At 72.2% G+C, this 14889-nt stretch carries 12 protein-coding genes and 1 riboswitch; of the genes, 3 read left to right on the top strand and 9 right to left on the bottom strand.

Annotated elements, in window-relative coordinates; genetic code table 11:
• Nucleotides 1-5 precede the first annotated feature (5 nt).
• The 3 genes from J2W21_RS06375 to J2W21_RS06365 all read right to left on the bottom strand — a co-directional run bounded on the left by J2W21_RS06375 (nucleotide 6) and on the right by J2W21_RS06365 (nucleotide 2629).
• A complete protein-coding gene (locus J2W21_RS06375; RefSeq protein ID WP_307113662.1) occupies nucleotides 6-461 on the bottom strand; it encodes a hypothetical protein in 456 nt (151 codons plus the stop codon).
• An 89-nt stretch (nucleotides 462-550) separates the two neighbouring features.
• Nucleotides 551-1384 (bottom strand): VOC family protein, encoded by an 834-nt coding sequence (locus J2W21_RS06370; protein ID WP_307113970.1) that lies wholly within the window; start codon nucleotides 1382-1384, stop codon nucleotides 551-553.
• A gap of 141 nt (nucleotides 1385-1525) precedes the next feature.
• Nucleotides 1526-2629 (bottom strand): amidohydrolase family protein, encoded by a 1104-nt coding sequence (locus tag J2W21_RS06365; RefSeq protein ID WP_307113661.1) that lies wholly within the window; start codon nucleotides 2627-2629, stop codon nucleotides 1526-1528.
• A gap of 31 nt (nucleotides 2630-2660) precedes the next feature.
• A riboswitch (TPP riboswitch) is annotated at nucleotides 2661-2768 on the top strand.
• Here J2W21_RS06365 and thiC point away from each other — a divergent pair.
• Nucleotides 2767-4518, top strand: coding sequence for a phosphomethylpyrimidine synthase ThiC (gene thiC / locus J2W21_RS06360; RefSeq protein ID WP_307113660.1), 1752 nt, complete (start codon nucleotides 2767-2769; stop codon nucleotides 4516-4518). (Overlaps the previous riboswitch by 2 nt.)
• 392 nt (nucleotides 4519-4910) lie before the next feature.
• Here the strand turns inward: thiC and ffh are convergent, their stop codons facing one another.
• Complete coding sequence (gene ffh / locus J2W21_RS06355) at nucleotides 4911-6500, bottom strand: signal recognition particle protein (RefSeq protein WP_307113659.1); 1590 nt, start codon at nucleotides 6498-6500, stop codon at nucleotides 4911-4913.
• Nucleotides 6501-6629: 129 nt separating this feature from the next.
• Between ffh and J2W21_RS06350 the strand changes: the two genes are divergently transcribed.
• A complete protein-coding gene (locus J2W21_RS06350) occupies nucleotides 6630-8075 on the top strand; it encodes a glucose-6-phosphate dehydrogenase (protein WP_307113658.1) in 1446 nt (481 codons plus the stop codon).
• Between the two features lie 8 nt (nucleotides 8076-8083).
• On the opposite strand, the gene J2W21_RS06345 is transcribed toward J2W21_RS06350, so the two are convergent.
• The 4 genes from J2W21_RS06345 to J2W21_RS06330 form a co-directional block, all read right to left on the bottom strand.
• Nucleotides 8084-8422 (bottom strand): P-II family nitrogen regulator, encoded by a 339-nt coding sequence (locus J2W21_RS06345; protein ID WP_307113657.1) that lies wholly within the window; start codon nucleotides 8420-8422, stop codon nucleotides 8084-8086.
• A complete protein-coding gene (locus tag J2W21_RS06340; protein ID WP_307113656.1) occupies nucleotides 8419-9846 on the bottom strand; it encodes an ammonium transporter in 1428 nt (475 codons plus the stop codon). The genes J2W21_RS06345 and J2W21_RS06340 overlap by 4 nt, the downstream gene beginning before the upstream one ends.
• A gap of 319 nt (nucleotides 9847-10165) precedes the next feature.
• Nucleotides 10166-10504 (bottom strand): P-II family nitrogen regulator, encoded by a 339-nt coding sequence (locus J2W21_RS06335; protein WP_066498288.1) that lies wholly within the window; start codon nucleotides 10502-10504, stop codon nucleotides 10166-10168.
• Complete coding sequence (locus J2W21_RS06330) at nucleotides 10501-11892, bottom strand: ammonium transporter (RefSeq protein WP_307113655.1); 1392 nt, start codon at nucleotides 11890-11892, stop codon at nucleotides 10501-10503. Before J2W21_RS06330 ends, J2W21_RS06335 begins: the two co-directional genes overlap by 4 nt.
• A gap of 249 nt (nucleotides 11893-12141) precedes the next feature.
• Between J2W21_RS06330 and J2W21_RS06325 the strand changes: the two genes are divergently transcribed.
• Entirely contained in the window at nucleotides 12142-13386 is a 1245-nt protein-coding gene (locus J2W21_RS06325) for an MFS transporter (protein WP_307113654.1), read from the top strand.
• Nucleotides 13387-13637: 251 nt separating this feature from the next.
• On the opposite strand, the gene ftsY is transcribed toward J2W21_RS06325, so the two are convergent.
• A complete protein-coding gene (gene ftsY / locus J2W21_RS06320) occupies nucleotides 13638-14858 on the bottom strand; it encodes a signal recognition particle-docking protein FtsY (protein WP_307113653.1) in 1221 nt (406 codons plus the stop codon).
• Nucleotides 14859-14889 lie beyond the last annotated feature (31 nt).

Genomic DNA, 14889 nt, shown 5'->3' with positions numbered 1-14889 from the left:
GACGATCAGGAGCTGGCCCAGACGAAGAGCTCCTGCCGGCTCGAGTCGTCGACGTCGGCGGCCAGCTTGGCGAGCTGCTCGACGTAGTCGTACGCCTCACGCGCGTCGAACGGGAGGTCCTCCTGGTCCACCCACGCGGCGGCCACGCGCTCCACGGCGTTGCCCTCCTCCTCCTCGGACTCGTAGACGAGGAGGTCGGCGAGGGCGCGGACCATCGTGGAGGGCACCGCGAGGAGGCTGTCCGAGGAGACGTCCACCATGGTGAGCTCGTAGTCGGCGCCCGGGGCGTGCACGGCCGTTCCGACCAGCGAACCGAGCTGCTCGATCTCGTAGTCGGAGACGCCGGGGATCCTCAGGCCCCCGGTGTCCTCGGCGTCGCCGCCGTCGAGCTGGGCAGCCCGGGCGAGCGCGTCGGCGTGCGTGGAGACGAAGATCTCGGCGAAGGGACTGGGAGCGGACACTTCTTCCCCCTCTGTGGGCGCTGGACTGCGGTTCGGCCTGCATGGCGCCCGCGGCGACCGCGGACTGTCCGAGCGTAGCGCAGGGAGTGTCAGGCGTGCACGGACGCCATGCGGATCTGGTTGCGCCACGGGTCCTCGAAGCGCAGCTCGGCCCCGGTGTGGCGGGTGGCGATGCCGGCGGACTTGAGGCGGTCGGCGGCCGCGAGGACGTCATCCTGGGTGCCGACCTTGATGAGGACCTCGCCGAGGCCCAGCGTGTCCTTGCGTGGGCCGGCGCCGCGGGAGTTCCACACGTTCATCGCCATGTGGTGGTGGTACCGGCCGGCGGAGACGAACAGGGCCTGGCCGTGCCAGCCGGAGGTCTTCTCGAATCCGAGGGTGTCGACGTAGAACTTCTGCGCCGTGTCCACGTCGCCGACCTGGAGGTGGACGTGGCCGACGCCGGCCTCCGCCTCCCGCTGCCCCTCGAGGGACGCTTCGGTCAGGTTCTGGTTGAGGAATGCCTGCGGGGGCAGCGGGAGCGAGTCCATGACCACCTGGCCCGCGTTCCACTGCCACGTCTCGCGCGGCTTGTCGAAGTAGAGCTCGACGCCGTTGCCCTCGGGGTCGGTGAAGTAGAACGCCTCGGAGACGAGGTGGTCGGCGCTGCCGGCGAAGAGCCGAGGATCGTACTGGGCGGCGGTGGCGACGGTCGCGGCGAGGTCCTCGCGGCGCTCGAACAGGATGGCGGTGTGGAAGAGGCCGGCCTCGCCGCGGCCGGGGATCTGCAGCCCGGCGGCGGGGCTGAGGTGGATGACCGGCAGGCCCTGGCGGCCCAGGTACACGCCGCCGAGGGACTCGCTGATCGGCACGAGGCCCAGGGCGCGCTCGTAGTAGTCGAGCATCAGCTTCATGTCCCCGACCTTGAGCATCACGGTGCCCATCGCGAGGTCGGCGGGAAGCAGGTCGCCGGTGGCGGGCTGGGTGGGGGTGGCGGATGTGCTCACGGTGGGCTCCTTGGCTGTCGAGGTCTGCATCAAGCGTACGATTACTTGAAGCTTCAATCAAGCCCGGGTATTCCCCTGCTAGACCGCTGCCGCCTCGGCCGCGCCGGCGATCCGCTGCCCGTCCCGCAGCACGTGCAGCGGGGCCGCGAGCGTGCCGACGTCGGCGCGGGGGTCCTCTCCCACGACCACGAGGTCCGCAGGGTCGCCCTCGGCGAGCCCGGCGGCGCCCAGCCATCCCCGCGCAGCCCAGCACGCGGCGTCGACGGCCGCGACGGGACCGATCGCGGCGGCCAGCTCGGCGACCTCGTCCGCAATCCGGCCATGGGCGATCACCGTGCCGGCATCGGTGCCCGCATAGATCCTCACCCCGGCCGCGTGGGCGGCTGCCACGCGCTCGTGCCGGCGTTCCCACAGGGCGCGCATGTGCGCCGCGTAGCGCGGGAACTTCGCCTCGCCGCGGGCCGCGATGTCGGGGAACGTCGCGATGTTCACCAGCGTCGGGACGATGGGGACGCCGGCCTCTGCCAGACGGGGCAGGTGCCGCTCCTGCAGGCCGGTCGCGTGCTCGAGGCAGTCGATCCCGGCGTCGAGGAGGTGGTCGATGGTCTCCTCCGCGAACGTGTGCGCCGTGACCCGGGCACCCTCGGCGTGCGCGGCGGCGACGGCTTCGCGGAGCGCGGCGGGCGGGAACGTGGGTGCCAGGTCGCCGGCGTCGCGATCGATCCAGTCCGCGACGAGCTTGACCCAGCCGTCGCCGGCCCGTGCCTGCGCCACGACGGCCTCTACGAGGTCCTCGGGCTCTATCTCGAGCGCGAGGCCCCGCAGGTAGCGGCGGGACCGCGCGAGGTGGCGGCCCGCGCGCACCAGGCGCGGGACGTCGTCGCGCGTCTGCAGCCAGCGGGTGTCGGTGGGGCTGCCGCAGTCGCGGACGAGGAGGACGCCGGCAGCCGCCTCCGCGCGGGCGTGGGCGAGCGCGGCGGCGTCGTCGGGCGCGCCGTCGGGCAGGAGGCCCACGTGGCAGTGTGCGTCGACGAGGCCCGGGAGGACCCACCCGTGCAGCGTCGCGGCCGCCGGCGTCTCCGGGCGCCGGTAGGTGATCCGGCCGCCGGCGATCCACGCCTCCGGGTGCTCGTCGGCGGGGCCGGCGAGGATGGGGCCGGCGAGGTGGACAACGTCATGCATGCCGCAAGCCTAGCGGCCGTGCTAGGGTCCAACGCGTCCACACGGGTGCCCTCGCAAGGGCTGAGATCGGGCTGACGCGGCCTGCGACCGTCGAACCTGTCCGGGTCATGCCGGCGTAGGAAGTGAGGGCTCAGCACATGAGCACATCTGGAATGGAACAGCACCCCGCCCACTCGCTCGCGTTCGTCGAGGACTGCGAGCACGGCCTCCGGGTCCCCGTCACGGAGATCGCGCTCGACGATTCGCCGAGCGGCGAGGCCAACGCGCCCCTGCGGGTGTACCGGACGTCGGGGCCCGGGAGTGACCCCGTCGTGGGCCTTCCGGCCTACCGGGCCGATTGGGTCGCCGGGCGCGGCGACGTCGAGGCCTACACGGGGCGCGAGCGGAACCTGCTCGACGACGGCCGCTCAGCGGTGCGGCGCGGCGAGGCCTCGGCCGAGTGGAAGGGCGCCAAGCCCGTGCCGCTGCGGGCCAAGCCCGGCCGGCGCGTCACGCAGATGCACTACGCACGGGCCGGCGTCGTGACCGAAGAGATGCGCTTCGTGGCGCTGCGGGAGAACTGCGACGTCGAGCTGGTGCGCTCCGAGGTCGCCGCGGGACGGGCGATCATCCCGAGCAACATCAACCACCCGGAGTCGGAGCCGATGATCATCGGCAAGGCCTTCCTAGTGAAGATCAACGCCAACATCGGCAACTCGGCGGTGACGTCCTCCATCGCGGAGGAGGTCGACAAGCTCCAGTGGGCCACGAAGTGGGGCGCCGACACCGTCATGGACCTCTCCACCGGCGACGACATCCACACCACCCGCGAGTGGATCATCCGCAACTCCCCCGTGCCGATCGGCACCGTGCCCATCTACCAGGCCCTCGAGAAGGTCAACGGCGACGCCTCGGCCCTCACCTGGGAGGTCTTCCGGGACACCGTGATCGAGCAGTGCGAGCAGGGCGTGGACTACATGACCATCCATGCCGGCGTGCTGCTGCGCTACGTCCCGCTCACCGCGGAGCGGGTCACGGGCATCGTCTCCCGCGGCGGCTCCATCATGGCCGGCTGGTGCCTTGCCCACCACGAGGAGAACTTCCTCTACACGCACTTCGACGAGCTGTGCGAGATCTTCGCCCAGTATGACGTCGCGTTCTCGCTCGGCGACGGACTCCGCCCGGGCTCGACGGCGGACGCGAACGACGCCGCGCAGTTCGCGGAGCTGGACACGCTCGCCGAGCTGACGAAGCGGGCCTGGGAGTGCGACGTGCAGGTCATGGTCGAAGGTCCCGGGCACATCCCGTTCCACCTGGTCCGCGAGAACGTGGAGCGGCAGCAGGAGCTGTGCGACGGCGCCCCGTTCTACACGCTCGGCCCGCTCGTGACCGACGTGGCACCGGGATACGACCACATCACCTCGGCCATCGGCGCCACGGAGATCGCGCGGTACGGGACCGCGATGCTGTGCTACGTCACGCCCAAGGAGCACCTCGGCCTCCCGAACAAGGACGACGTCAAGACCGGGGTGATCACGTACAAGATCGCCGCGCACGCCGCCGACCTCGCCAAGGGGCACCCGGGGGCGCACGAGCGGGACGACGCCCTGTCCAAGGCTCGGTTCGAGTTCCGCTGGAGGGACCAGTTCTCGCTCTCGCTCGACCCCGCCACGGCCGAGGCCTTCCACGACGAGACGCTCCCGGCCGAGCCCGCCAAGACGGCGCACTTCTGCTCGATGTGCGGGCCGAAGTTCTGCTCGATGCGCATCTCCCAGGACATCCGCAACGAATTCGGCTCGCGGCAGGCGCAGGAGGCGATCGCGGGCATGCGCGAGAAGAGCGAGGAGTTCCGCGCCTCCGGCGGGAAGGTCTACCTGCCCGAGACGATCACCGTGGGCGCGCCGGAGTAGGGCGGCCGGGAGAGCGGGCCCGGCAGCCCGCCGGAGGGCGCGAAGGCCGGAAGTTCCGTTCTCGCCCTGAAGTCCACGAGCCGTGGACTTCAGGGCGAGACGTGCACTGCTGGCCGCTCCTTCCGGCGAGAAGTGCACTTCTCGCCGGGACGTCCTCGGACAGGCACCGCACGGGGCGACCTCGCGCACCCACGGGGCGACCTCGCGCACCCACGGGGCGACCTCGCGCACCCACGGGGCGACCTCGCGCACCCACGGGGCGACCTCGCGCACCCACGGGGTGACGTCGGCGGGCGGACGACGGCGGAAGGGGCGCCTCCCAGCGGGAGGCGCCCCTTCGGCGTCGTGCGTCAGCAGTCCCGGGAGCCCGGAGACTGCAGACAGGCTCGGGGCTACTTGCCCAGGTACTTCTCGAAGCCCTTCGGCAGGTTCAGGGAGGACGGGTCGAAGTCCTCGCCCGACTGGCCGCCGAACGCGGAGCCCTGGCCGCTGAGCGCCTTCGAGGCGCCCGCGGCGGCGCGGCGGGCCTCGGCCTCGCGCCGCTCCTGCGCCGCCTTGGCCGGGTTGCCCGACTTCGCCTTCTTCTTGCCCTTGGCCGGGCCCTTCTTCGAGCCGCCGAAACCGCCCGGGCCGGGCATGCCGGGCATCCCCGGGATGCCGCCGCCGGCGGCCATCTTGCGCATCATCTTCTGCGCCTGGCCGAAGCGCTCCAGCAGGCCGTTGACCTCGGAGACATGCACACCGGAGCCCCGCGCGATGCGGGCGCGCCGGGAGCCGTTGATGATCTTGGGAGCGACGCGCTCGTGCGGGGTCATCGAGCGGACGATGGCCTCGACGCGGTCGATCTCGCGCTCGTCGAACTGCTCGAGCTGCTGCCGGAACTGGGCGGCGCCCGGCATCATCATGAGCATCTTCTTCATCGAGCCCATCTTGCGGATCTGCTGCATCTGGGACAGGAAGTCCTCGAGGGTGAAGTCCTCCTGGTCGGCGAACTTCTTCGCCATCCGGGCGGCCTCGTCCTTGTCCCAGCTCTTCTCGGCCTGCTCGATGAGCGTCAGGACGTCACCCATGTCCAGGATGCGCGAGGCCATGCGGTCCGGGTGGAACAGCTCGAAGTCGTCCAGGCCCTCGCCCGTGGAGGCGAACATGACGGGCCGGCCGGTCACGGACGCGACCGACAGGGCCGCGCCGCCGCGGGCGTCGCCGTCGAGCTTCGAGAGCACGACGCCGGTGAAGTCGACGCCCTCCTCGAAGGCCTTGGCCGTGTTGACCGCGTCCTGGCCGATCATCGCGTCGATGACGAAGAGGACCTCGTCCGGGTTGACCGCCGCGCGGATGTCCGCGGCCTGCTGCATGAGCTCGGCGTCCAGGCCCAGGCGGCCGGCGGTGTCCACGATCACGATGTCGTGCAGCTTCGCGCGGGCCTCGGCCACGCCGTCCCGGGCCACGGCGACCGGATCGCCGGTGGGGGCCTCGAACTCGGACTGGATGCCGGGGTGCGGCGCGTACACCGCCACGCCGGCGCGCTTGGCCACGACCTCGAGCTGGGTGACGGCGTTGGGACGCTGGAGGTCCGCGGCGACCAGGATCGGCGAGTGCCCCTGGCCCTTGAGCCACTTGCCCAGCTTGCCCGCGAGGGTGGTCTTGCCGGCGCCCTGGAGGCCGGCGAGCATGATCACGGTCGGCGGGTTCTTCGCCAGGCGGAGGCGGCGCGTCTCGCCGCCGAGGATCGCCTGGAGCTCCTCGTTGACGATCTTGACGACCTGCTGGCTCGGGTTGAGGGCGCCCGAGACCTCGGCGCCGAGCGCGCGCTCGCGGATGCGCGCCGCGAAGTCCCGCACGACCGGGACGGCGACGTCCGCGTCGAGGAGGGCGCGGCGGATCTCGCGGACGGTGGCGTCGACGTCCGCCTCGCTCAGGCGGCCCTTGCCGCGGAGATTCTTGAACGTCGCAGTGAGACGGTCCGAGAGGGAGTTGAACACGTGCCCGAGTCGCTTTCAGTCGTGGTCCAGGGATCTGACGCAAGGGTCAGGAGGTCGGGCAGACCCGCCGGGAGCGGATCTGGCCACCCTTAAGGGTACCAACGGACCGGGCAATGGCATGCTGGGCTCGTGACGACGCCTCGAGAACCCGCCCCGTCCGTGCGCAGCCTGCTCATCCTCGGTGCCTCCGGGGATCTGACCGGCCGCCTCCTCTTCCCCGGGCTCGCCCGGCTCCTCGCCACCGGCCGGCACGCCGGGCTCACCGTGGTGGGCGCCGGCGCCGAGGACTGGAGCGCCGAAGAGTGGAGCCGCCGCGTGCACGATGCCACCGAGGCGGCACTTGCGGCCGCCACCGACACGGGCCGCGCCGAGCTCGAGCGGATCCGCCGCGACTCCGCCTACGTGCAGCTCGACGTCACGGCGCCCGGGGAGCTCGCGCGCGAGGTCACCGCGCTCCCGGGGCCCGTCGCCGTCTACTTCGCCCTGCCCCCTGCCGTGAGCCAGAAGGCCTGCGAGCTGCTGCAGCCGGGAGACCTTCCCGAGGGAACCCGACTCGTGCTCGAGAAGCCGTTCGGCTCCTCGGAGGCCTCCGCCGCCGAGCTGAACGAGACGCTGCGCCGGCTGGTCCCGGAGAGCCAGATCCACCGGGTGGACCATTTCCTCGGCAAGGGCACGGTCCTGAACATCCTCGGCCTGCGCTTCGCCAACAACTTCCTCGAGCCCGTCTGGAACCGGGACCACATCGAGAAGGTGGAGATCTTCTTCGACGAGGACCTCACCCTCGAAGGACGGGCAGGCTACTACGACCGCGCCGGCGCCCTGCGGGACATGATCCAGAGCCACCTGCTGCAGGTCCTGGCCGTCCTCGCGATGGATGCGCCGGCCCGCCTCGACGAGCGCGACGTGCGGGACCGCATCAGCGCCGTGCTCCGCTCCGCCCGGGTCCCCGAGCCGTTCACGGCCTCGACGCGCCGCGCCCGGTACACGGCCGGGACCATCGCGGACCGCGACGTGCCCGACTACACGGCCGAGCCGGGGGTCGACCCGTCCCGAGGCACCGAGACCCTGGCCGAGATCACGGTCATGCTCGCGAGCTGGCGCTGGGCCGGAGTGCCGTTCATCCTCCGCTCGGGCAAGTCGCTCGGAGCGCGGCGCAAGGAGGCCGTGGTGACCTTCCGTCCGGTGCCGCACCTGCCCGAGGGCTTCCGGGGCGTGGACGAGCCGAACCGCCTCCGCATCGGGTTCGGCCCCGACGTGCTCCAGCTCGACGTCGACGTCAACGGCCCCGGGGACGTGCTGACCCTGAACCGCGTGACGCTCGACGCGGACCTCGGCGAGGCGGACCTGCTCCCCTACGGCGAGGTGCTGGACGGCGTGCTCGACGGCGATCCGCTCCTGTCCGTGCGCGCCGACACGGCCGAGAGCTGCTGGCGGATCGTCGAGCCGGTGCTGGACGCGTGGGCCGCCGGTGATGTCCCCATGGACACCTACCCCGCGGGCAGCAGCGGCCCGGCCGCCTGGGCCACCTCGGCCGCCGGCGAGGACGGCGCGAGCGAGGACGGCCGCGCGTCCTGAGCTGCGGCTCAGATCGCGGAGTCCCCGCGTTCGCCCGTGCGGACCCGGACGGCGTCCTGGACGTCGACGACCCAGACCTTGCCGTCGCCCTGCGAGCCGGTCGAGGCCGCGACCACGATCGTCTCGAGGATCTCGTCGGCGTGCGTGTCGGTCGCGAGCACCTCCACGCGGACCTTGGGGATGAGGTCCACGCTGTACTCGGCGCCCCGGTACACCTGGACGTAGCCGCGCTGGCGGCCGTAGCCGCTCGCGGCGCTGACGGTCAGACCCTGGACTCCCTCGGCCTCGAGGTGCTCGCGGATGGAATCGAGCTTCTCGGGCCGGACGATGGCGGTGATGAGCTTCACGAGCCCACAGTACCGGCCGGCGATGCCCCGGCCAGCACCTCCTCGCGCCGGGCGTGCGCGCCGTCCGCCGCGCCCTGGCCGAGGCGCCGCTCGAGGTGCTGCTCGAGCAGGGCCTCGACGGTGTGCCGGACGCCGAGCGGGTGGAACCCGCCGCCCGTGGCGGACGGCGACGAGTAGGCGGTCTCGGCATGGATGACGAGGTCCACGCCGGTCTCCTCGACGTCCCTCGCGACGCGGAAGCCCATCACGGCCTTGATCGCCAGGCCCAGCGCGAGGGCCACGCCGAACGAGTAGCCGAGCACGGCCCCGGCGCCGAGGGCCTGGGTGCCCAGCAGGGCCAGCCCGCCGCCGTAGAACAGGCCGCGGCCGGGCACCGGAGCGGCCGGATCGGCGGCGAGGCCGATGAAGAGCGTCCCGACGAGGCCGCCGACGAGGTGCACCCCGACCACGTCGAGCGAGTCGTCGAAGCCGAAGCGGTACTTCAGGCCCACGGCCAGGGCGCACACGGCGCCGGCGAGGGCGCCGAGGACGATCGCCCAGACCGGGTCGATCGTGGCGCAGGAGGGCGTGATGGCCACGAGCCCGGCGACCGCGCCGGACGCGGCACCGAACGAGGTCGCGTGGCCGTCGCGGACCTTCTCGACGACGAGCCAGGACAGGATCGCGGCGCAGGGGGCCACGAGCGTGTTGATCCAGGCGAAGCCGGCCTCGCCGTTCGCGGCCAGCGCGGAGCCGGCGTTGAAGCCGAACCAGCCGAACCAGAGCAGGCCGCAGCCGAGCATGACGAGCGGGAGGTTGTGGGGCCGGTGCTCCGGGTCCTTGCCGAAGCCGACGCGCTTGCCGAGGACGAGGGCCAGGGCCAGGCCCGCGGCACCGGCGAGCACCTCGACCGCCGTGCCGCCGGCGAAGTCGATGAGGCCGAGGTGGTTGAGCCAGCCGCCGATGAACGTCCCGTGCGCGTCCTTCTTGGAGTCGAAGACCCAGTGCGCCACCGGGAAGTAGACGAGCACAGCGAAGGCGCCGGCGAAGACCATCCAGGATCCGAACTTGGCCCGGTCAGCGATCGCGCCCGAGACGAGGGCCACGGTCACGGTGGCGAAGACGCCCTGGAAGCCGACGAAGACGATCTCCGGGATCGTGCCGACGAGGGGCATCGAGCCGCCCGTGGCGAGCAGGTTGTGGAGGCCGAAGTCCTCGAACGGGTTGCCGAACAGGCCGTCCCCTGCGTCCGTGCCGAAGGCGATCGAGTAGCCGAACAGGACCCACAGGACGCCGACGAGGGCGAGGGCCCCGAAGCTCATCATCATCATGTTGAGCATCGACTTCACCCGGGTCATGCCCCCGTAGAAGATGGCGAGGCCGGGTGACATGAGGAGGACGAGGGCTGCCGAGACGAGGACCCAGGCGGTGTCGCCAGCGTTCATGGGTGAGGCCTTTCGAGGGACGTTCACGGTTCTCGGCCCCCGTCCGCCGTCCCCGGCGACGGTCTGCGGGACCACCTGAACAAGAATCCCGTGGCGGTGTTACCGGTCCGCTCCGTCCGTGTTGCCCTCGTGTTACAGGAATCCCCCCGGGGTTAAGGGTTCGTCACGGCCGTGTTAACGGCGTGTTTCGCGCCCTCGCCCCTTGGCCCTCCTGCGGGTCGGCCGCCCGCTGCCTCCTGCTGCCGCCGCGTCCCCGAGGCGGGCGGACGACGGCGGGTGGGTTCCCGCCGTCGTCCGCCCTCCGCGGCGCTCGGGGCGCCTAGATCGCCGCCGCCCCGCGCTCCCCCGTCCGGACGCGGATCGCCTCGTGCACGTCCACGGTCCACACCTTGCCGTCCCCCGCGCGGCCGGTGTTTGAGGTGGTGATGAGCACGTCGAGGATGTCGTCGGTCTGGTCATCGGTGGCGAGCACCTCGATCCTCACCTTGGGGACCAGGTCCACGCTGTACTCGGCGCCGCGGTACACCTCGGTGTACCCGCGCTGTCGGCCGTACCCGCTGGCCGCGCTGACCGTGAGGCCCTGGACCCCGTAGGCCTCGAGCCCCTCGCGGATGGAGTCGAGCTTCTCGGGGCGGACGATCGCGGTGATGAGCTTCACGCCTGGACCTTCTTCCGTGCTGCCTCAGTGAGCAGGTCGTCCGCGTTGAACGCCGCGACCTCTGCCTCGTTCTTCGCCCCGAGCGGGTGGAACGCCGACCCGGACGAGCCGCCCATGCTGTTGCCCGAGTACGCCGTCTCGGCGTGCAGGGCGATGTCCACACCGGCTTCCTCGGCCTCGCTCGAGACCCGGAAGCCCATGGTCTTGCTGATGATCCAGCCGATCGCGAGCGAGAGGGCGAACGAGTACACCAGGACCGAGCCGGCGCCGAGGGCCTGCTTGCCCAGGAGCTCGAAGCCGCCGCCGTAGAAGAGGCCCTGGCCGCCCGAGGGCGCGCCGGGGTTGGCAGCGAGGCCGATGAAGAGCGTGCCGATGATGCCGCCGACGAGGTGGACGCCCACCACATCGAGTGAGTCGTCGTAGCCGAAGCGGTACTTCAGGCCCACGGCCAGGGCGCAGACCGCGCCGGCGAGGACGCCGAGGACGATCGCCCACAGCGGTGAGACCGCGGCGCAGGCCGGGGTGATGGCAACGAGCCCGGCCACCGCGCCCGAGGCGGCGCCGAGCGAGGTTGCGTGGCCGTCGCGCAGCTTCTCGACCACGAGCCAGCCGAGGACCGCGGCGCACGGGGCGACGAGCGTGTTGATCCAGGCGAACGCGGCCACGCCGTTGGCGCCCAGGGCCGAGCCGGCGTTGAAGCCGAACCAGCCGAACCACAGCAGGCCCGCGCCGAGCATGACGAACGGCAGGTTGTGGGGGCGGTGGTTGGGGTCCTTGCCGAAGCCGTTGCGGCGGCCGAGGATGAGCGCGAGGGCCAGGCCTGCGGCGCCGGCGTTGATGTGGACCGCCGTGCCGCCTGCGAAGTCGATCACGCCGAGACCGTTGAGCCAGCCGCCGATGAAGTTGCCGTTGGCGTCCTTGTTCGCGTCGAAGACCCAGTGCGCGACCGGGAAGTAGACGAGGATCGAGAAGAAGAACGCGAAGACCATCCAGGCGCCGAACTTGGCGCGGTCCGCGATCGAGCCGGAGATGAGCGCGACAGTGATGATCGCGAACACGCCCTGGAAGCCGACGAAGGCGAGCTCGGGGATGGTCCCGGCGAGCTGCATGCCGTTGCCCGTGGCGAGGATGCCGTGGAGGGCGAACTTGTCCAGATTGCCGACGAGGCCGCCGAACCAGTCGGAGCCGAAGGACATCGAGTAGCCGACGAGGGTCCAGAGCACGCCCACGAGGGCGATGGCGCCGAAGCTCATCATCATCATGTTCAGGACCGACTTGGCGCGCGTCATGCCGCCGTAGAAGAACGCGAGCCCGGGCGTCATGAGCAGCACGAGCGCTGCCGAGGCGAGCACCCAGGCGGTGTCTCCCGCGCTGAGGGTGGGGGTCATGGTGTGCCTTTCAGGGATGGAACGGGACCTGCCCGGCCCTGCGCCGTTCCCGGCGCCCGTGGGCCGCTGAGAACAGATTCCTCCCGTGGTGTTTCCGCCGCAGGCGGCCCACATTGCACGCCCGTTACATCTTGCTCCCCGGCGTTAAGGGGCTGTCACGCCCGCGTTTCCATGATGTTTCGCCCCTCCCCCCGGGACGGGCGCGCGGCCCGCCGTGCCGCCGTCGTGCCCCGTCGCTAAGGTGGTCCCATGCCCCGCACATCCCCGCGGACGCCGGTGCCCCGCGACGTCTGGGTCCTCGTCGCCGCCGCGTTCGTCATCGCCGTCGGCTTCGGGCTCGTGGCCCCCGTCCTGCCGCAGCTGGCCACGAGCTTCGGCGTCGGGGCGACGGCGGCCTCCGTGATCGTGAGCGCGTTCGCGCTCGCCCGGCTGGTCCTCGCGCCTGCGGCGGGGTCCCTCGTCGACAGGCTGGGCGAGCGGCCCGTGTACGTCACGGGCCTGCTCCTCGTCGCGGCCTCCAGCGCGGCGTGCGCGTTCGCCCCCGACTACTGGACGCTGCTGGCCGTTCGGGGGCTGGGCGGCATCGGGTCGACGATGTTCACGATCTCCGCCTCGGGGCTGATCGTGCGCCTCGCCCCGCCGGACGCCCGGGGCAGGGTGAGCGGCCTCTACGCTGCCTCGTTCCTGCTGGGCAACATCGCCGGGCCGGTGATCGGCGGGCTCCTGGCGGCCTTCGGGCTGCGGGTGCCGTTCCTCGTCTACGCGGGGGCCCTCGTGGTCGCGGCCGCCGTGGTGCACTCGTTCCTCGGGCGCAGGGCCGCGGCGCCCGCGCGCACGGGAACGGGAGCCCGGCCCCAGCTCCTGTTGGCAGAGGCCCTCGCCCATGCGCCCTACCGGGCGGCCGTGGGCTCGAACTTCGCCAACGGGTGGGCCGCGCTGGGGATCCGGATGGCCCTCGTGCCCCTGTTCGCCACGGCCGCCCTCGGCGCTGGACCCCAGGCCGCCGGGCTTGCGCTGGCCCTCTACGCCGGGGGCACGGCGGCTGCTCTGACGTTCACGGGGCGCCTCGTGGACCGCTGGGGCCGGCGTCCCGTGGCCGTTGTGGGCCTCGTGGGCACCGCGCTGCCGACGGCGTTCCTCGGCGCGAGCGGATCCGAGGCGGTGTTCCTCGCGCTCTCCGTCGCGGCGGGCTTCGGCGCGGGCTTCCTCGGTCCTTCGCTGCAGGCGACGGTGGCGGACACGATCGGCTCGGGCCGCAGCGGCGGGCGGCCGCTCGCCGTGTTCCAGATGGCCTCCGACGTCGGCAGCATCCTCGGCCCGCTGGCCGCCGGCGCACTGGCGGACGGCCTCGGGTACGGGTGGGCGTTCGCCGTCTCCGGGGCGTGCCTCCTCGCGGCGGTGCCGCTGTGGGCCACGCGTACGCCGGCCAGCGCGCCCGCGGCGCCGGCCGCCGACCCGGAGGACCTGGCCGCCGAGCGCCCCGACGCCCCCTGAAGCTGCGCTGCCGCCAAGGTTGCCGCCGGACGCGCGAGGCGCCCGCCCCCGGGAAGGAGGCGGGCGCCGTCGTGCGTCTGGTCCACCCGGTCGCCCGGTGTACCCGAGGCGGGAGAACCGCGACGAGATGCGTACCCGAGACGGGAGAACCGCGACGAGATGCGTACCCGAGACGGTGGGGTGGCCCGGGTGGAGCGAGGCCGGGTGGGGCCGGTCAGGCGAGGATGTGCCGGTCAGGCGAGGATGTACCGTCAGGCGAGGATGGCGTCCACGAACCCCTCGGCGTCGAACGGGGCGAGATCGTCGGGGCCCTCGCCGAGGCCGACGAGCTTGACCGGCACGCCGAGCTGCTTCTGGATCGCGACGACGATGCCGCCCTTCGCGGTGCCGTCGAGCTTGGTCAGCACGATGCCGGTGATGTCGACGACCTCGCCGAACACCTTGGCCTGGTTCAACCCGTTCTGCCCGGTGGTCGCGTCGAGGACGAGGAGGACCTCGTCCACCTCTGCCTGCTTCTCGATGACGCGCTTGACCTTGCCGAGCTCGTCCATGAGCCCGACCTTGTTCTGCAGGCGCCCGGCGGTGTCGACCATCACGACGTCGACCTCCTGCTCGATCCCGGCCTTGACCGCCTCGAAGGCCACCGAGGCGGGGTCGGCGCCGTCGACGTCCGACTTGACGGTCGGCACGCCCACGCGGGCGCCCCAGGTGGCGAGCTGCTGGGCCGCGGCGGCGCGGAAGGTGTCCGCCGCGCCGAGCAGGACGTCCTTGTCCTCGGCCACGAGGACGCGGGCGAGCTTGCCCACGGTGGTGGTCTTGCCCACGCCGTTGACGCCGACCACGAGCACGACGGCGGGCTTGCCGTCGGCGCGGGAGACCTTGAGCGAGCGGTCCATGGAGGGGTCGACGAGCTTGACGAGCTCCTCGCGGAGCATCGCCTTGACGTCCTCGGGGCTGCGGGTGCCCATGACCTTCACGCGGTCGCGGAGCGTGTCGACGAGCTCGAGGCTCGGCTCCGTGCCGATGTCCGCGAGCAGGAGGGTCTCCTCCACCTCGTCCCACACGTTCTCGTCGATGCTGTCGCTCGAGAGCAGGGCCAGCAGTCCCTTGCCGAAGAGGCTGTTGCTCTTGACGAGCCGCTCGCGCAGGCGCTGGAGCCGGCCGGCGACCGGGGCGGGCGTCTCGGTGGGGACGCGCTCGACGACGGCCTCGTCGAGGACGTCCTCCGTGGGCGCCTCGCCCGCGGGCTCGGCCGGAGCCGGCAGCGTGCCGACGCCCCCGGGCGGGGCCTGGTCGGCCTCGGAAGTGCCGGGCCGGGGCGGGGCGACGACCTGGTCGTTGGCGTCTCGGGGGCCGGTGTAGGTGATCTTCTTCCGGCGGCCGCTCACGAGGCCGATGACGACCCCGGCGACGACGAGGATCACGATCGCGACGATGATGATGACGGGCAGCAGGGCGGAAAGGTCTGTCACGGTTCCTAGCTTCTCACAGGGCGGCGGCCGC

Source organism: Sinomonas atrocyanea, assembly GCF_030811715.1.
Lineage (GTDB): Bacteria > Actinomycetota > Actinomycetes > Actinomycetales > Micrococcaceae > Sinomonas > Sinomonas atrocyanea_A.
The sequence above is the reverse complement of the archived record's forward strand: the minus strand, read 5'-3'. Positions and strand labels throughout refer to the sequence as shown.